15 protein-coding genes are annotated in these 17,203 nt (G+C 61.8%); 12 read left to right on the top strand and 3 right to left on the bottom strand.

Annotation, left to right across the window (positions count from 1 at the left end; all coding sequences use genetic code 11):
- Positions 1-122 precede the first annotated feature (122 nt).
- Together ACXX81_RS17310 and ACXX81_RS17305 are read left to right on the top strand one after the other, a co-directional pair.
- Positions 123-356, top strand: coding sequence for a VF530 family protein (locus ACXX81_RS17310; protein WP_015371321.1), 234 nt, complete (start codon positions 123-125; stop codon positions 354-356).
- 4 nt (positions 357-360) lie between these two features.
- Positions 361-987 (top strand): Pr6Pr family membrane protein, encoded by a 627-nt coding sequence (locus ACXX81_RS17305; RefSeq protein WP_458572108.1) that lies wholly within the window; start codon positions 361-363, stop codon positions 985-987.
- Positions 988-1,308: 321 nt separating this feature from the next.
- Here ACXX81_RS17305 and ACXX81_RS17300 read toward each other — a convergent pair whose 3' ends face one another.
- Complete coding sequence (locus ACXX81_RS17300) at positions 1,309-2,076, bottom strand: siderophore-interacting protein (protein ID WP_231423666.1); 768 nt, start codon at positions 2,074-2,076, stop codon at positions 1,309-1,311.
- Positions 2,073-2,618 carry a PadR family transcriptional regulator gene (locus ACXX81_RS17295; RefSeq protein ID WP_209989132.1) on the bottom strand — a complete coding sequence of 182 codons (546 nt, stop codon included), beginning with the start codon at positions 2,616-2,618 and terminating at the stop codon, positions 2,073-2,075. Before ACXX81_RS17295 ends, ACXX81_RS17300 begins: the two co-directional genes overlap by 4 nt.
- A 476-nt stretch (positions 2,619-3,094) precedes the next feature.
- Between ACXX81_RS17295 and ACXX81_RS17290 the strand changes: the two genes are divergently transcribed.
- From ACXX81_RS17290 to ACXX81_RS17245, 10 genes are all read left to right on the top strand, one after another.
- Positions 3,095-3,613, top strand: a complete 519-nt coding sequence (locus ACXX81_RS17290) for a fimbrial protein (RefSeq protein WP_209989134.1) — start codon at positions 3,095-3,097, stop codon at positions 3,611-3,613.
- A gap of 53 nt (positions 3,614-3,666) precedes the next feature.
- Positions 3,667-4,218 carry a fimbrial protein gene (locus tag ACXX81_RS17285; RefSeq protein WP_209989137.1) on the top strand — a complete coding sequence of 184 codons (552 nt, stop codon included), beginning with the start codon at positions 3,667-3,669 and terminating at the stop codon, positions 4,216-4,218.
- Positions 4,219-4,237: 19 nt separating this feature from the next.
- Entirely contained in the window at positions 4,238-6,853 is a 2,616-nt protein-coding gene (locus ACXX81_RS17280) for an outer membrane usher protein (RefSeq protein ID WP_209989140.1), read from the top strand.
- On the top strand, positions 6,850-7,605 hold the full coding sequence (locus tag ACXX81_RS17275; protein ID WP_209989142.1) for a fimbria/pilus periplasmic chaperone: 756 nt from the start codon (positions 6,850-6,852) through the stop codon (positions 7,603-7,605). Before ACXX81_RS17280 ends, ACXX81_RS17275 begins: the two co-directional genes overlap by 4 nt.
- 21 nt (positions 7,606-7,626) lie before the next feature.
- On the top strand, positions 7,627-8,199 hold the full coding sequence (locus tag ACXX81_RS17270) for a fimbrial protein (protein ID WP_209989145.1): 573 nt from the start codon (positions 7,627-7,629) through the stop codon (positions 8,197-8,199).
- Between the two features lie 10 nt (positions 8,200-8,209).
- Positions 8,210-8,704, top strand: a complete 495-nt coding sequence (locus tag ACXX81_RS17265) for a fimbrial protein (RefSeq protein ID WP_209989150.1) — start codon at positions 8,210-8,212, stop codon at positions 8,702-8,704.
- A 23-nt stretch (positions 8,705-8,727) separates the two neighbouring features.
- A complete protein-coding gene (locus tag ACXX81_RS17260; protein ID WP_209989154.1) occupies positions 8,728-9,207 on the top strand; it encodes a fimbrial protein in 480 nt (159 codons plus the stop codon).
- Positions 9,208-9,217: 10 nt separating this feature from the next.
- The gene (locus tag ACXX81_RS17255) at positions 9,218-9,754 is read left to right on the top strand and encodes a fimbrial protein (protein ID WP_209989157.1); all 537 of its coding nucleotides are present in this window, start codon (positions 9,218-9,220) and stop codon (positions 9,752-9,754) included.
- Positions 9,755-9,796: 42 nt separating this feature from the next.
- Entirely contained in the window at positions 9,797-10,750 is a 954-nt protein-coding gene (locus ACXX81_RS17250; protein ID WP_458572107.1) for a fimbrial protein, read from the top strand.
- A gap of 91 nt (positions 10,751-10,841) precedes the next feature.
- Entirely contained in the window at positions 10,842-11,804 is a 963-nt protein-coding gene (locus ACXX81_RS17245; protein WP_209989163.1) for a fimbrial protein, read from the top strand.
- 286 nt (positions 11,805-12,090) lie between these two features.
- On the opposite strand, the gene ACXX81_RS17240 is transcribed toward ACXX81_RS17245, so the two are convergent.
- Positions 12,091-17,097 carry an NEL-type E3 ubiquitin ligase domain-containing protein gene (locus tag ACXX81_RS17240; protein ID WP_458572106.1) on the bottom strand — a complete coding sequence of 1,669 codons (5,007 nt, stop codon included), beginning with the start codon at positions 17,095-17,097 and terminating at the stop codon, positions 12,091-12,093.
- Between the last annotated feature and the right edge of the window lie 106 nt (positions 17,098-17,203).

Raw genomic sequence — 17,203 nt, 5'->3', positions numbered from 1 at the left:
CGTTTGATATTTGTAGTTACAATATAACATCTCTTTTTTCGCCGGGAAGGGGAACTTTTTTACCTGGATCGGCGCGGTGGTAAGGTGTACACCCTCGTGATCATTTCCCTGATAGGCCCCGCATGACCGCAACACACAACGACCCTCTGCATGGCGTGACCCTGCAACACGTCCTCACTACCCTGGTGGAACACTACGAATGGTCGGGCCTTGCCGAACGCATCGATGTGCGCTGTTTCAAGAGTGACCCGAGCATCAAGTCGAGCCTGACGTTCCTGCGTAAAACGCCGTGGGCGCGGGAGAAAGTCGAAGGGTTGTACGTCAAACTGATGCGCACCAAACGCCCGCTGGATTGAGCCGATGAAGCGTTTCATTGCGGCGGCGGCGCTGGCCGGGTGGGTGGGGCTGGCGATTCAGCAGTACCTGATTTTCCATTCGCGCTGGGAGACCGGCGCCAGCCTGTTGGGTGGGCTGGTCAATTTTTTCAGTTTCTTCACGGTGCTCACCAATACCCTGGCGGTGGTGGTGCTGAGCTATGCGCTGGTACCTCGGAGTGGCGCCGCCAAAGGTTTTTTCCTGGCGCCCAGGGTCAGCAGTGGGGTCGCCGTGAGCATCGTCTTCGTGAGCCTGGCTTACAACCTGCTATTGCGGCATTTATGGAGCCCGCAAGGCTTTCAGTTCATTGCCGATGAACTGCTGCACGACGTGATGCCGCTGCTGTTCTTCATCTACTGGTGGCGCTGCGTGCCCAAGGACTCATTGCGTTTCAAGCACATTGCGGGGTGGGTGATCTACCCGCTGGTGTACTTCGGCTATGTGCTGCTGCGCGGGGATTTGCTGGGACAGTATCAGTACCCGTTCATCGACGTGGGCACGCTGGGTTATCCACAGGTGTTTGTGAATGCCGCAGGCATTCTGGTGGGGTTTGTGTTGGTCGCGCTGGTCATGGTGGGGCTGGGCAAGTATGCGAAGACTTGCGCGAACTGATGGGGAGCAGCAGGCGCTATCTCAGGCAACCAGCGTGTTGTGATGCGCGGGCTTGTTGTGGCAAGCCCTAATGCCGTTCAGTTAAGCGCAGCTCCCCTGTGGCGAGCAGGCTTGTCCTGCGTTGGGCTGCGCAGCAGCCCCAAAGCCAGGCGCTGATCCGTATCAGGTACACCGCGTTTTGCTCGATTGGGGGCGCTTCGCACCCCAACGCGGGGCAAGCCCGCTCGCCACAATAAGCCTACAAAATTTCCTTAACTGAACGGCATTAGGGCCAGTCCGCTCGCCACACAATGACATGTCGAGTCTTTCACAGGGGCTGGCTCAGGCTTCGTCGCTGCCTTCCGCGCGCCAGTAGCCGGCGGCCTTGAGGAACTCTTCGTTGACCTGATGTGTGTCCAGCAGCACGCGGCGCAGCTGGCGCGATAGTCTGGATTCCGTGGCGACGAAGCAGTACAGCGAGCCATCCGGCAGCGTCAGCTGCTGCACCGTATCCAACAAGTCATCGCGGCCACGTATGACCCAGATCACTCGTACGTCCGCCGCACTCTGCAGGGCCTGCTGCTCCGCTTCATTCTCGATTTCAATCACCGCCAGCACCTGGCGCCCGGCCGGCAGTTCTTCAAGGCGTCGGCCAATGGCCGGCAGCGCAGTTTCATCGCCGATCAGCAGGTAGCTGTCGAAGATATCCGGCACGATCATCGAACCCCGTGGCCCGCCGATATGCAGGTGCTGGCCGACCTTGACCTGCTCGGCCCAGGTGGACGCAGGGCCATCGCCGTGCAGTACGAAGTCGATATCCAATTCACCAATGTCCAGGTCAATGCGCCGTGGCGTGTAGTCGCGCATGGCCGGTTGCGGGCCGTCGCCCTTGACGCTGAACGTCGGGCTTTCCAGTGCGGCCTGTTCGGCGGCGTTCTGCGCAAACAGCAGTTTGATGTGATCGTCGCTGCCCAGGCTTACGAAACCCGCCAGCTCGGGCCCGCCGAGGGTGATGCGGCGCATGCGCGGGGTGATGTCGACCACGCGCAGCACCTCGAGGCGACGGCGTTTGATTTCATGGGTCACGCGATGGATGGCTTGGGTATTCATTGGTCCTTCCCGTCGGCAATGGCTTGCGCGGTGCGATTGAGCAGCGCCGCGACACGTTCGATTTCTTCCGGGCTCCAGCGCCCGTGGTGTGAGTGCAGGGCATGACGCACGTTGTGCACCGCCTCGTGGATCTGCGGCGGGCGGTCCTGGCCACGCAGCGAGCGCTTGCTCACGTCGATGCGCATGCGCACCCCGTCCAGGGCCACCGCCTGCTCGCTTATGAAGAGACGACCGGCGTCGGTGATTGTGTAGCGTTTTTTCCCGCCATCGGCGTCGCCGCTGATCAATTCGCTCTCTTCGAGAAAGGTCAGGGTCGGGTAGATCACGCCGGGGCTCGGGCTGTAGGCACCGTCGAACAGGCCCTCGATGCGGCGGATCAGGTCGTAGCCGTGGCACGGCTGCTCGGCGATCAGCGCCGGCAGCAGCAATTTCAGGTCACCCGGTGCAAACACGCGCGGGCCTCGGCCCCCGCGTTCGCGGCCAGGACGTCTTTCAAAGCCGTCGCGGCTGTCGTGGTGGGGATGATGATGATGCTCTTTCATGTGTCTGCTCTCCGTCATGGTTAGATACAACTTAAGATATATCTTGAAGCGGAAGCAAGCCGTGCTGACGGACGGTCACGCAGCCTTCTAGGCGCGTTCATATCTGGATACGCGTTGTTTAGTTCATCTTAGTGCAACTTGTAATACCGTTCTTACAGTCGCTGATAGACACTAATAGTTCTCGAAAACTTCAAGTAGTCCATTTCTTACAGTCGAATTCAAAGTTTTGGCAAAGTGCCAGTTTTTTCCCATAAGTTGTATTGACTTTCGACTACTCGAGTAAGCGAAAGCGCCTGCTTACTTCGCACAAGTAACTCGGGATACTTCTCCGGCGCTAATCGAGCGTCCTGTTGTCAATGCAACTTGTTGGAAAAACACGGAAGCCTTTCCGTGTCACTGGTCCTCAACGCCCGTAGTTCGCGGGCAGCGGGGCCGGGCTCTCTTACTGGCATTTTTATTAGATGGATATGTGCAATATGAAAACCAAAATGAAAACCGCGCTGTTGGCTATCGGTTTGTTGGCAGGTTCGGCGTCTGTTCAGGCGGCTGACGGAACAGTAACGTTCACCGGTTCAGTGCATTCGGGCGCCTGCTCCATCAAGCCTGAGTCCGTCGATCAAACCATTCCGCTGGGCGCCATCGCCAAGCATCAGTTGCAGTCGGGAGGTCAATCCAACCCTCGGCAAGTCCTGATCAAACTCGAAGGCTGCGACTTGTCCGGCCTCACCGACAACACCGTAACCACCACCTTCACCGCAGCACCGTCGACTGTCGTACCGGGTGCGATCGGTACCGTCGGCAGCGCCGGCGGCGTGGGCATCATGATGAGCCACGGCGGCAGCCTGGTTGAGCTGGGCAAGCCTACTGCGCCGCAGATCATCAGCACGGGTGACAACACCCTGGAATTCGGTGCCTACGTGAAAGGCGCCGCCACCGACCCGATCATTCCGGGTGATTTCAGCGCCGTCACCAACTTCACCCTGGCTTACCAGTAAGTCTGTTCCCCCGCCGCACCGGGTGCGGCGGGGGAATCTGGCGGGAGATAAAGGTGAAAACATTCATAAGTCTCGCTGTCGCCTGCTCCCTGATGAGTTTCACCAGCCTTGGCATCGCAGCGTCCCAGGGCGAAGGGATCGTCACATTGGGGGGGCAGGTGATGGACTCGGCCTGCGGGCTGGAACTGGCCAGTCGTGATCAAACCATTGAAATGCCGCCTGAGCCTGTCGGTCGCCTGTTACGCAATACGCAGGGGGACCCTCATCCCTTCGAGCTGCGCCTGGTCAATTGTTCGTTGAGTCGCCCCGATCCATTCCGCCCCGGCGGGAGCCTGCCGGATTGGGAGCACCTGCGTGTGATGTTCGACGGTGCCAGCGACATGGACGGGCGCTCCTTTGCGTTGTTTGGCGAATCCCAGGGCGTTGCGCTGGATATCACCGATGCGGACGGCCACGGCAGCGTTCCAGGTGAAGCCATGCCGCGCAAACCCTTGGTTGAGGGCGACATGACCCTGCACTTCACGCTTCGTCTGGTGGGTAACGGGCGCCCGATAGTTGTCGGGCCTCATCGTGCCGCTGTGCGGTTCAAGTTGGAATACTTTTGAAGAATGATGGGTTGCTTGCATGTGGAATACGTCGAAGGTCAGAAATACGCTTCGCCCCAGTCTCTTTGGCGGGTTGATGACACTGGCAGGAACAGCGCTCGGGGCTGGGGACATCGAGTTCAATACCGACGTTCTTGATCTGAGTGATCGCACCAATATCGACTTGTCTCGGTTTGCACGCAGCGGGTTTATCCTGCCGGGTACCTACCCGATGGTCGTGCAGTTGAATGGCCAGTCTATTCCTGAGCAATCGGTGACGTTCCATGCACCGGATGATGATCCGAAGGGAAGCCAGGCCTGTTTATCCGCAAGCCTTGTCGAGCAGTTGGGCCTCAAAGCGGCCGCAGTGGCCAAGTTCACCTGGTGGAAAGGCGGCGAGTGCCTGGATCCGCAAAGCCTGCCCGGTATGGAAGTCAGTGGCGACCTGGCCACCTCCACGCTGAGCATCAGTTTGCCCCATGCCTACCTTGAGTACAGCACCATCAACTGGGACCCGCCCGCGCGTTGGGACGAAGGCGTTCCAGGGCTGTTGGTGGACTACAACCTGACGGCACAGTCCAACTACCGGAGAAACGACGGCACCCGAAACAACCTGAGTGGCAACGGTACCGTCGGCGCCAATGCCGGGGCCTGGCGCGTGCGCGCCGATTGGCAGGGTCGGGTCGAGCGCGCCAACGAAGGCGCGTATGGCAATCAGACGCTGGAGTGGAGTCGTTTCTACGCGTATCGCGCCATTCCTGCACTGAAGGCGCGCCTGGTGGTGGGCGAGGACTACCTGTATTCGGACCTGTTCGACAGCTTCCGCTTTACCGGGGCGTCGCTCAATTCGGATCAGAGTCAGTTGCCGCCAAACCTGCGCGGTTATGCCCCCGAAGTGGTCGGGGTGGCCAAGACCAATGCCAAGGTCATCATCAGCCAGAAGGGCCGCGTGCTCTATGAAACCCTGGTGGCCGCCGGCCCGTTTCGTATCCAGGATCTTCACGATGCGGTGACGGGTTCGCTGGATGTGCGGGTTGAAGAGCAGGACGGTTCTGTGCACAACTTCAAGGTCGATACCGCCGGCGTGCCTTACCTGACGCGGCCCGGGCAGGTGCGGTACAAGCTGGCGGCCGGGCGACCGACCAACCTTCATTACGGCTCTGACGGCAACATGTTCGGCACCGGGGAATTCTCCTGGGGCGTCAGCAACGGCTGGTCGCTGTTTGGCGGCGGCATGACGGACAACAATTATCGCGCGCTGTCCGTCGGGGCCGGTCGCGACCTGCTGGCCTTCGGCGCTGTGTCGGTGGACGTCACGCAGTCTCACACCCAACTCTGGGGCGATACGCTGACGGGCAAATCCTACCGCCTGCAATATTCCAAGAACTTCGAGGAGTACGACAGCCAGGTGACGTTCGCCGGTTACCGCTTCTCCGAGAAGAACTTCCTGAGCATGAGCGAATACCTGGACGCCCGCCATTACGGGTTGAACGGCGAGCGCGCAGGCGGACGCGGCACACTCAACGAACACGGTGAATACGTCGAGAGCTGGAAGCCGATCGGCGGCAGCAAGGCGCTGTACACGGTCACGGTCAACAAGCAGTTTCGTGATCTTGGCGCTACGGTCTATGCCAGCTACAACAAGCAGACCTACTGGAGCCGGCCGGACACCCAGCGCTGGAACCTGTCGCTGTCGCGCTACTTCAACGTGGGCAGCGTCAAGAACATGAGCCTGTCGCTGAACCTGTACCGCAGCCAGGAATACCAGCACCAGGACAACGGCATGGCGCTCACGGTGAGCCTGCCGCTGGGGCGCACCGGCACCCTGTCGCTGGATTCCAGCCGGGCGGGTGGCAGCAACACCTTTTCATCGCGCTACAGCGACCGCCTCGACGAGCGCAACAGCTACCAGTTGAGTGCCAGCAACCGTTCGGCCAGTGCGTACCTGAGCCACACGGGCGATCAGGCCGACATCGACCTCAGCGCCAGCACGCAGGAAGGCGATTACCGCACCCTCAGCGTATCGGCTCGCGGCGGTGGCACGCTCACGGCACAGGGCGCTGCGCTGCACCGTACCGGCAGCACCGGCGGCACGCGGCTGATGGTCGACACCGGTGGTGTGCCCGATGTACCGGTGCGCGGCTACGGCTCGCCGACGCGCAGCAATGCGTTCGGCAAAGCAGTGATTTCCGATATCAGCAGCTATCAGCGCACGGCGGTGAGTGTCGATCTCGAACGCTTGCCGAGCAACGTCGAAGCCATGCAGTCGGTCACTCAACTGACGCTTACCGAAGGGGCCATCGGCTACCGATCCCTGGACGTGATTGCCGGAGCCAAGGCGATGGCAGTGTTACGCCTGGCCGATGGCAGCGCACCGCCGTTCGGCGCCACGGTAAAAAACGTCAAGCAGCAGGACACCGGCATCGTCAATGACGACGGCAATGTCTACCTCAGCGGCATCCAGCTCGGGGAGTTGATGATCGTCAGTTGGGGCGGACGCGAGCGCTGCATCCTCACGCTGCCCGACGTCCTGCCCGACGATGGTTTGACCGATGCCCTGCCACTCGGCTGCCGCCCGGTAGCCGCTGAACAATCCTCGCCCGAGCCAGCCGCGCTGCCCGGGAAGCACCTCGACATGGAGAACACCGCCACATGATGCTCACTACGCGTTTCACCCTGCTGGCCCTGGCGTTACTGGCCTTGAGCAACAGCGCCTTCGCCGCCGTTGGCCTGGACCGCACCCGCGTGATTTTCGACGGCGGCAAGGAGGCCACCAGCGTCAATATCACCAACAATAATACCCAGCTGCCCTACCTGGCCCAGGGCTGGATCGAAGATGAGCGCGGTAACAAGATCACCTCGCCGCTGATCGTGCTGCCACCGGTGCAACGCCTGGAACCGGGCAAGCAGAGCCAGGTGAAAGTGCAGGCGCTGCCGGCGGCCAAATTGCTGCCGCAGGACCGCGAGACGGTCTACTACTTCAACCTGCGCGAGATTCCGCCACGCAGCGAAAAGGCCAACACCCTGCAGATCGCCCTGCAGACCCGGATCAAGCTGTTCTACCGGCCGCAAGCGATCACGCCCAGCCAGCAGGACTTGTCCAACCCCTGGCAGCAAAAGCTGACCCTGACCCGCGAAGGCGAGCATTACAAGGTCAACAACCCGACGCCGTATTACGTGACGCTGGTGGATGCACGCAGCACCAAGGAGGGTAAAACCCTGCCCGGTTTCGAGCCGCTGATGGTGCCGCCAAAAGGCGCACTGACCCTGGGGCCGACGGCTCAGTCGCTGGGCAATGCGCCTTACCTGGCCTATGTGAATGACTACGGCGGCCGCCCGGTGCTGGCCTTCACCTGCACCGGCAACACGTGCACGGTCGACGTGCAAGCGTCAACGCCCACTCAGTAATGCCTGCCGCTGGAGAACGTCATGAAGTCGCAACGTATCAAGGTGCTGGGCGGGCTGTTACTGGCCTTTGCGGGAGGCGCGCAGGCCGAGGATGTCGAGGGCATGCACGGGATGTTGAACATTCTCGGGTCCATGCACGAGGCCCCTTGCAGTCTGGAGATGAGCTCGATGCACCAGACGGTCGACCTGGGCGCGGTGTCGACCAGCCAGTTGCAGCGGCCTGGCGATCAAGCGCCCGCCAAGGCCTTTCAACTGCGGTTCCTGGATTGCCAGCGCCGCGAAGGCAGCATCCGCAGTGAACGAACCGGCAACCTGACCTGGAGCGCTTTTCAACCGGTGGTGTCGGTGGCGTTCGTTGCGCCCGCCGATGCCGATGATCCACGCCTGGTCAAGGTGCAGGGCATCAGCGGAATGGGCCTGCAATTGACCGATGCGCTGGGCCGCGATGTGCAATTGGGGCAACGGGGTGAACCCTTGTTACTGCCGATGGGTAACAGCACGCGCACCTGGCAGGTTCGGCCAACGCGAACCGCTGCGCCGTTGAGCAGCGGCGCGTTCAGGGCTGTAGTGGATTTCAGGCTCAATTATGAGTAAGGGCAGAACAATGGCTAAGTTAACCGGCGCTGGCGCCATGCTGGCGGGAGGCTGCCTGCTGTGGGCAGTCAGCCAGGGTGTGCAAGCCGACACCAACCTGATCATCCGCGCAACGATCATCGCGCCGCCGCCGTGCGTGATCAATGGCGGCGGCACGCTGGATGTGCCGTTCGGCAATGACCTGCAAACCTCACGGGTGGACGGCGTGAATTACCGGCGCAACGTGCCGTACACCGTCACCTGCGACTCGCCGTTCAGCAATGCGCTGACCCTGGAACTCAAGGGCTCCGGGGCCGCGTTCGACACACGCGTGCTCTCGACCCGCAAGGCGGATCTTGGGGTCAAGCTGTTCGTCAATGGCGGCGACTGGCCGTTGAATACCCGGGTGAATTTCACCCACCCCAACTTCCCGCAGGTGCAGGCGGTGCCTGTCAAACGCGCGGGCAGCCGACTCACGGGCGGCGCATTCGATGCCGCCGCCACACTGGTGGTGGATTACCAATGAGTACGCAAAAAGAAAAACGATCCATGACTGGTTGGCCGCCGCGAGCCTTGCTCGCCCTGTGCACTGTCGGCCTGTGCAATGGCGCCTCGGCCAACTTGACGTTCAGCGGAACGCTCAACGAGCCGCCGCCATGCACCATCGATGCGGGCAACACCATTGAGGTCGATTTTGGCGATGTCGGGATCAAGCGCATCGACGGCGTGAAATACCGCCGCGGGCTCGGCTACACCATCAGTTGCGGCACTGACACGCTGCCCTGGGAACTGCGCTTGAGCATCAAGGGCACACCCACCGGGTTTGATACGGCGGCGGTGCAGACCAATGTGCCGGCCCTGGGTATTCGGGTGTTCCAGAACAACCAGCCGTTTGCGCTGAATGCGCCGATGGACATCAGCCTGTCATCGCCGCCGACTCTTGAAGTCGTCCCGGTACAGCAGCCCGGCGCGATTCTGGCACCCGCCAGGTTTACGGCGGTGGCCACGCTGTTGGCCGAATACGAGTAGGAGTGGGTCTATGCGACATCCAATTGTTGAAAAGGCTGGGCTGGCGCTGCTGCTCGCGTGCGGCCTGTTGCCCACGGCGCAGGCAGCAGACAACCTCAGCTTCAAGGGCAACCTGGTGGAAGAGGCCTGCACGATCCGCCCCGGCGACGAGGCGATCTCCCTGGAACTCTGGGACCTGACCAGCAAGTACCTCTACCTCAACACGCGTTCGGTGGGGAAGGGCTTCAGGCTGCACCTGGAGGACTGCGACACCAGCGTCGGCAACACGGTCACCATCACCTTCGGCGGCCGGGAAAACCGCGAGCTGCCCGGGTTGCTTGCACTGGACAGTGGCAGCGGGGCGTCGGGTATCGGCGTGGGCCTTGAGACACCGGCCAGCAAGCCACTGCCATTGAACGCCACCAGCGACGAACAGGTGCTGACCAACGGCGCCAATGTGATCGAACTGAAGGCCTACGTGCAGGGTGAGCCCAAGGCTATCAGCGACCAGACCATCGGGCATGGCGCGTACACCGTGACGTCCACGTTTACCCTGGACTACCCCTAGCTCCCGCGGCCTGCCTGGGTCGAAGAATAAAGAGAGATCAAGATGAAGCAGATGCACGCAGTCATTGTGCTCCTGGCACTGATTGGCGTTACGACCACCGCGCAGGCTGTGGATTGCCGGGTCAATGGCGGACCCTGGGTCAACGGCAACCCCGACCTGCAGGTGCCCGTGACGGTTACTCTGAGCTCCGACCGCACGCGGATCCTGATGGAAGGCGCCAGGCTCGAATGCCGCTTTACCCCTGGTGGCCCGGCATGGGGCCAGGACTACTGGCGCTCGGGCAGTGTGGCAGGCACGCCCTGGTCGCCCGGGCCCAAATTTGCCGGAGAAGGAACCGGATTACGCATCAATGCGTCGTTCTACAACACGCCGGTTCCGAGCGGTATTCATCTGGCCACGATGCCTAACAACGGTGTGGGTTATCCGATCAACATCACGCCCTATATCGTGATGCGCAACAGCCCGACCAACCCGATCAATGTTCGCATCGGGGACAACCTCGGCCTGTTGCGTCTCACCGCAACAAACAATTACGACTCCCAGGTGGCGCTACTTACCGTGACTTACAGCGCCGCCAACAATTTCGAGGTCTCGCCGTCAACCTGCACCATCAACAATAACAACGCGATTACGGTCGATTTCGGGACCGTGCACCAGCGCTCGATCGGTACCGATCCGTTGACAAGCACCACTGTCAGCAACCGCCGGTTGACCTATTCCTGTCCGGACGGTGGGATCAACTCGCCCATCACCATTACTTACCGGGGCACCCGCTCGTCGTTCGATTCGCGCCTGCTGCTGATGAGCAACCCGGACGTTGGCACTGCCATGGTCCACGCGGGGACTCCCGTCCCGGTCAACGGCTTGTTTCACACGCGCATCACCAACAGTGTCGGCGGCGATGACGTCACGTTCTCGCTGGTGCGCCGCGACGGCTCGATACCCACAGCGGGCGCCATCAGCGGCAGTGGTGTGCTGGTGATGGGCGTGCCCTGAAGCACTTGAACTCATAACCCTGTCTCTTCCTGGCAGGCTCAGCAAGCGAAATGTTTGCGCTGACCGTACCGGGTTGAGTAAGCAACGAGAAATGAAAATGAAAACACTCAAAAGCGCCCTCGTGCTTCTGCTCCTGGTGGGCATCAGCACGACCGCACAGGCCGTCGATTGTCGGATCAATGGCGGCGCCTGGTTTACGGGTAACCCGAACATGCAGGTTCCGGTGGCGGTCACCCTCAGCGCCGACCGCACGCGCATCCTGCTCGAAGGCGCACGGCTGGAATGCCGATACTCCCCTGGACAGGGTCCCGCCTGGGGCCAGGACTATTGGCGGACGGGCAATTCATCGGGCGCGCCGTGGACCCCCGGTCCCAAGTTCACCGGCCATGGCACGGGACTGCGTATCAACGGCGGGTTCTTTAACTCCCCGGTCCCATCGGGCATCCTGGTCGCGACCCTGCCCAATGACAAACAGACGTATCCGATCAACGTCAGCCCTTATATTCTGGTGCGTAACTTTCCGGCCAACCCGATCAACGTGCGCGTCGGTGATAACCTCGGCATGTTGCGTCTCACCAGTTCGAACAATTGGGATTCCAGTCAGCCGCAATTGAGCGTCCTCTACACCGCGGCCAACAACTTCGACATCTCGCCGTCCACCTGCACCATCAACAACAACGCCCCGATCGAGATCAACTTCGGCAACGTCCCGCAGCGCGCCATCGGGACCGATCCGCTGTCCACCACCATTGTCAGCAACCGCAGGCTCACCTACGCCTGCCCGGACGGCGGAGTGAACTCGCCCATCACCATTACCTACAAGGGCACTTCCTCTTCGTTCGATTCGCGCCTGTTGCTGATGAGCAACCCGAACGTGGGCACCGCCATGGTCCGTGCTGGCAGTGCAGTCCCGGTGAACGGCTCGTTCCTGACCCATATCACCAACAGCGTCGGTGGTGACGATGTGACCTTCGCCCTGGTGCGGCGCAACGGTTCCGTGCCGACCGCCGGCGCCACCAGCGGCACTGGTGTGCTGGTCATGGGCGTGCCTTGAGATAACAGCGCAGATCCATCGGGGGGAGCAGGTGCTCCCCCCTTCCACCTTAAGGGTTTGCATCGACACTTCTCTGGATGCTCGGCGACGCCCTGTTGTTACCCAGGCCAGCCCGCAGATCCATGTGGGAAGGGTCTACGACTGCCTGGATGCCGGACAAAGCAGCTATCTCAAGCAGGTGGTCCACCGCTTTCGTCAAGGTCGACCTCCTTGAGAGGGTCTACGACGCCAAGGGTGGTTACCGCGAAATCCCCATGCAAAGCTGCGTCTCGAGCAGGCAATTGGCCTATCGTGGGCGATTGGTACGATCGGCGGCGGCTGTCAACGCGGCGCGGGTCAGGCGGCGCATCCATTCCTGTTGGTTGTAGCCCAGGTCGTTGAGCAAGCGGTTGTACAGATCGTCGTTTATGGGGGCATCGGTCAATACCACGCTTTCGGGGGCCTGCACCGCGTCGGCCAGGGTTTTGAGGCGCTCGCGCAGGCGATCGCGTTCGGAGGCCTCCAGGGTGTCGGCGCCGGCCCATTGTGCCTGCTCGGTCTGCAAGTCATCGAGCGCCAGAAAGCGCTCGCCATACTCGCGCTCGTTGTCGCTGCATTGGCTGTCGTAGGCATCACGCAAGTGCTGCTCCCACCAGGGTTCGAGCAGCATCTGATTGACCAGGCCGTCGCCTTCGCCCAGGGCCATCACCGAGGTAAACGCCTGCTCGATCCGTTCCGGGCTGACATGGGCGGTTACCCGGTAGAGCATGTGATCACTCACCCAGGGCAGGTCGAGGCGATCAGCCAGTGAAGTCTGATACGCCAGGTGAACGTCCACTTCATCGATCTTGCCGGGCACTCCGGCGCGTACATCCGAGCTGAATCGCTGGCCCAGGCCGCCCTGATCCTTTGGCTTCAAGCGCCAGGCGATGTCCTGACCAACGACCTTTGTCAGGTGCTTCAGGCGGGCGCTGCCTTTGGCCAGGGTGACCAGTTGCGCTTCGAGTTCGGCGCTGGTGGGCGCGTTACGGTAGATTTCGCTGACCATCACCTCGACCCCCATCTCGTTGAAAATCTGCGCCCCGGCATCCGGGCACAAGCCGGGGAAGCTGGCCATCTTGAACAGTCGCTCACGTAACGGGCTGTCCTCATGGGCCGCCAGCAGCACGCGCCAAACCTGTTGGGTGAGCAGCGGGCGATTAGCGGTGTAGCGACGCTGGTCACCGTCGTTTTCGAATTGACGCTCGAGCTGCAACGCCTCGATCACTTCGAAAAAACCCTGAGAGCCGTGCTCGCGCTCCAATGCTGTCCATAAGGCTTGCGACTCGCTGCGTTTGGAGGCCTCCATGCCTTCGAGCCAGAACGCGTTGGAACCACGCGGCTCATAGGTGCGGTTGGGGTCAAGGCCTGCGTCATTGCGGTAGGTTTCGTAACGCTCGCGTGACTCCTCGTTGAGGGTGCGCCGGTCCAGGCGTGTGCGCGCCACGAGCCTGGCCTGGGCCGAGCCCTCTGCAACCTCGGGCAGGTGGTTGATGCGCGTGCCGTGCAGTTCAAGGATGAACTCATCGCCGCGCGGATGCGCAAACAGCCCACTGGGCCAGTTGTCCACCTGTGTGTTGGAGAGGGCCAGCATGCGCAGTCCGGGCATCCTGCTGATGTCCGGTGCCTGTTGCAAAGGGTTGTTGCTCAGGTCCAGGCTTTTGAGGTGCTTCATGGTTTTCAACTGTGCGAGCTCGTCGTCGTTTAGCGCCATGCGATTGCCAGAGAGTTTCAGGTCGCGCAGGAAACGCATGTTTCGCAACGCCTTGGGCACCCGCGTAAGACGGTTGTTCGCCAGGTTGAGCCCACGCAACGAGGGCAGATGTTTGAGGAAGTCACTGTGGGCATCGCCGAATTCGCAGTGGGTGGCCTCCAACACCGTGACGTGTTCGAAACTGGCACTCAGGGTGGGCAGCCTGGGCGGCAAGGGCAGGTGGTTGAAACGCAGCACGGCGCCTTTTTGCACATGGCCCCAACCGTCGGTGTAGTCGGCGAACCGATCAGCCCAGCAGCGCTCGAGCAGTTGCGCAACCAGCTTCTTGGACGTACGAATATTGAGGTCCGCGTTCAGGCTGTCGATGTTAAGCGTGAAGGTGTCTTTCCAGTTTTGCAGCTCGACATGCAGCAACTGCTTTTCTGCTTCAAGGGCTTTGAGCGTGTCGCTCAGGTCAAACTCCGGAACCTCCTCCAGGAACAGGCTCACGCGTTCCTCGGTCATGCTCGGGAACAGCAATTGCAAGGTCTGCCGTGCGTGCTCAAGTCGGGTTTGCGCGGTTGCGCCGGTGCAGCGACTGAGCACGGGACCACCGAGTAACTCACCGGTTTCGCGCGTCTGGACAACGGGCACCGGCGGTTCGGCGAGGACTACCCGGCGCTCGGCCAGGGAGGCCACACGCTGCTTGATCCATTGTTTGAGCGCGCGCCCTTCGCCCAGCTCAAAGCCCAGCGCATTGCGCTGCTCGGATGGCAGCGCCTGCAGGATCGCCCGGTACAGCGAGGTGCGCGTGGCGGCTTGCGGGTTGGCGGGATCGACGAAGAGATAACCCCGTGCATTGCGCACCAATATGCGCGTCTCGGCCGACAGCGGTCCGACTGCACAGAGCACCTTGCCAGTGGCCGACTGCTCGCGAATTTCCAGGCGCATCTTGCCAAACGTGTCGCTGTGGACCTTAAGGGCATTGAGCGCCAGGCGCTCGGACGCCAGTGGCAATGGTGCGGGCTGGTCAAACCCTTGGTAGGCCCGCGCCGATTCGTTGGCAAACGCCAGTTCCCGTGCCTGATTGCGCAGGCGCAGCGGCAATTGCTGCTGGCTGAGTGCTTCGCGCTCGGGCGGGGTGGCGCTGGCGAGCAGGGTGCGCGCGGTATTGGAATCCAGGTAGTCGAAGGGTTCGCGCAAGGTAACAAGGCTCGGGTCGTCGGTGAGTTGCCAGCTTTGATAGATTTTGTCGGTGATCTCGGGAGCATTGTGTAGCACCCGGTCGGCGAGTTGATCACGCAAGGCTTGCACCTGATGCTGTGGCGCAATGTCGCCAGCGAGCAAGGTGCCGACTGCGTCTTCATCGAGGTAGGCCAGTACCCGATCCGGCAAGTTGCCGGACAGCGCCTGGGACTGGCTGAGCGTCAGCGTATCGGCCTCGGTAGCCTCGGCATTGCCGAAGGTCAGGGCGGCGCCGGACGGGTCGCCGTCCAGGTACACGCTGAGCGCCTTGTCCCGGGGCCAACCCGGCAGTTCGGTGATGAGTTGTGGGAACCAGTCCGACGATGGCCCGTTGGGCAGTGGTTCACCGGCACGCACCTTACGGCTGACGGCCTCGGGAAACACCTGAGCTTCAAGACGCTCCAGGCTGGCGGCCAACAGCGGCGGCGTCGGTTCGTTGTAGCGGTACAGGCCGCGCAGGGTGCCTTCATCGGTGCCGCTGGCGATGCGCAGGTCTTCCAGTTGCTGGTCGCTGAAGCCCTTGACCCGTGGCCCCAGGCGCCGCATCAGCGTCTGGCTGTCCCAGCGTTGCGGCTGCTCGCCTTCATGCACGAAGGCGCCGTCGGCATTGAACACGACGCGCGGCTGGTAGGCGTCCGGGCGTGTGGGGTGCACGATGCGATGCTCATTCGCCTCGGCGTCGTGGCGCACCCTGTAGTGACGGTCCTGCAAGGCGCGCAGCCCCTCTGTCGAGCTGTCTGCGGGGTGGGCGTAGGGTGCGAGGTCCGGGTTCCACAGCTTGAGCTCGCCCCCGGTCGATGGCACCGGATGCATGCCCTCGACAAACGCCGAGAGTTTCGGGCGGATCACTTCGCCGACCTTGCCGGCACCGGCGAACACCGCGAACTGCACCAGGCTTTCCGCCACCCCCAACAGGTGTTCGGCAGCCTCCGCGCCCCGGCCCTGGGCCCAATCGAGCAGGCCTTCGAATGCTTCGTCGCAGAGTTGATACACGCTGTAGACCAGCATCATCTGGCCCAGCACCGGCACAAAGGGCGTGGCCACGAACAGCGCCGCGTTGAGCACATCCGAGAGGATTTTCTCCAGGTTGTCCCACCACGCCCAGCGCGCCAGCCGGTCGACGTAGGCAGTAGACACCGCCAGTTCGCGGGCGTCATTGACGATCTTGTTCAGCTTGACCCGGTACAGGTAGTGCCAGGGATTGTCCTTCTTCGGGTCGTCCGCGCGGTGGGCGGTGTCCTGGGTGATGTCCAGCAGGCTGAACTTCAGGTTGCTACCTGCTTTCACCTGCGCGAAGAAGGCACCGCGCTCGGCGTGTGCCACGAATTGGCTGAAAAATACCGGGTAGTCGGGTCCGCTGCGTAACTGCCGCGTCAGCGTTTCGACAAAGGCCTTGGGCGAGGCGTATTGCTTGAGCGGGTGTTCGGGGTCCTGGGGCACCCAGGCGATGACGCGCCCGTGGGCTTGGCGCTGCTCCGGGTTGCTGGTGAACAGCATGACCCCGGCCAATGGGCTGCCGGCCACGCTCAGCGAGTAGCAGCGCAAACGCTGGCCATCGAGTGTTAGGTTGGCCGGGTTGTCGATAAAGCCCAGCAGCGCGTGATGCGTATCGGCCGGCAAATGATCGCTGTGCAGGCCCAGGTGCGCGCTGCTGCGCAGGTCCGCCTTGAGCTGGCTGACCACTTCAGCGCGCACCACGCTGGCCACTGCCGGTTGATCGAAGCCCAGAACAGTCCTTAGTTCGGCCTGGTAACTCGCGCCGATATCCAACGCGCGGCAGATCGCCTTGAAGTTATCGACCGTGAGTTTTTGCGCAGTGCTCTGATGCCGGATCGAGAGGATCTGGCGCTGGCCCCGGGCATCTTCCGGCCCCATGAAGGCATGGTCGACGAAGCGGTCGTCGGCGGCGAAGTTATGCAGGGCCATGTCCAGCAATGACAGGGTCTTGCTTTGTACACCGCCCTTGAGGTTGATTGACCACCAGGCCACAGGCGCGTCCACATAGACGCGCAGCGAGGTGTTGCGCACATCCACTTCGCCGTAGTGGGGCAGCAGCGCGCCCTTGAGCAACGACTCGGCAAAGGCGCGCAGGTCGTTCAGCGGGCCGAGGCGTTTATCCAGCGCCGTCTGGGCCTGCCAATGCTCGGCAACGGCGGTCTTGAGCGCTTGATGCTGTGCGGGCGAGGCCCTGGGGTAGGGCACCGGCGTTCCGAGGCCATCGCGCTGGAGGGTTTGGATACGGGCCGGATTAGTGTTTTTTATCCACGCGGGCAGTGCGTTTTGGATCAGCTCGACATGGCGGCCCTGGAACGGGGCTGCGGATAAATCAGTAGGCATGATGTGAACCTGAATAGACCAGTTGAGCACCTGAGTCTATTCACTCGATACGCCTGAAATAAGCTTAAAAATTAGTCGGTTAGGCGTGCCTAACGGTCAACATTTC

The sequence above is a fragment of the Pseudomonas sp. GNP013 genome, from assembly GCF_054343995.1.
Note: the sequence above shows the minus strand (reverse complement) of the source record. Positions and strands in the feature narration are given on the sequence as shown.

Bases quoted from the DNA above. Each gene is read 5' to 3' on its own strand.
- ACXX81_RS17310 (WP_015371321.1), top strand. From the start codon at position 123: ATGACCGCAACACACAACGACCCTCTGCATGGCGTGACCCTGCAACAC.
- ACXX81_RS17305 (WP_458572108.1), top strand. From the start codon at position 361: ATGAAGCGTTTCATTGCGGCGGCGGCGCTGGCCGGGTGGGTGGGGCTG.
- ACXX81_RS17300 (WP_231423666.1), bottom strand. From the start codon at position 2,076: ATGAATACCCAAGCCATCCATCGCGTGACCCATGAAATCAAACGCCGT.
- ACXX81_RS17295 (WP_209989132.1), bottom strand. From the start codon at position 2,618: ATGAAAGAGCATCATCATCATCCCCACCACGACAGCCGCGACGGCTTT.
- ACXX81_RS17290 (WP_209989134.1), top strand. From the start codon at position 3,095: ATGAAAACCAAAATGAAAACCGCGCTGTTGGCTATCGGTTTGTTGGCA.
- ACXX81_RS17280 (WP_209989140.1), top strand. From the start codon at position 4,238: ATGTGGAATACGTCGAAGGTCAGAAATACGCTTCGCCCCAGTCTCTTT.
- ACXX81_RS17275 (WP_209989142.1), top strand. From the start codon at position 6,850: ATGATGCTCACTACGCGTTTCACCCTGCTGGCCCTGGCGTTACTGGCC.
- ACXX81_RS17270 (WP_209989145.1), top strand. From the start codon at position 7,627: ATGAAGTCGCAACGTATCAAGGTGCTGGGCGGGCTGTTACTGGCCTTT.
- ACXX81_RS17265 (WP_209989150.1), top strand. From the start codon at position 8,210: ATGGCTAAGTTAACCGGCGCTGGCGCCATGCTGGCGGGAGGCTGCCTG.
- ACXX81_RS17260 (WP_209989154.1), top strand. From the start codon at position 8,728: ATGACTGGTTGGCCGCCGCGAGCCTTGCTCGCCCTGTGCACTGTCGGC.
- ACXX81_RS17255 (WP_209989157.1), top strand. From the start codon at position 9,218: ATGCGACATCCAATTGTTGAAAAGGCTGGGCTGGCGCTGCTGCTCGCG.
- ACXX81_RS17250 (WP_458572107.1), top strand. From the start codon at position 9,797: ATGAAGCAGATGCACGCAGTCATTGTGCTCCTGGCACTGATTGGCGTT.
- ACXX81_RS17245 (WP_209989163.1), top strand. From the start codon at position 10,842: ATGAAAATGAAAACACTCAAAAGCGCCCTCGTGCTTCTGCTCCTGGTG.
- ACXX81_RS17240 (WP_458572106.1), bottom strand. From the start codon at position 17,097: ATGCCTACTGATTTATCCGCAGCCCCGTTCCAGGGCCGCCATGTCGAG.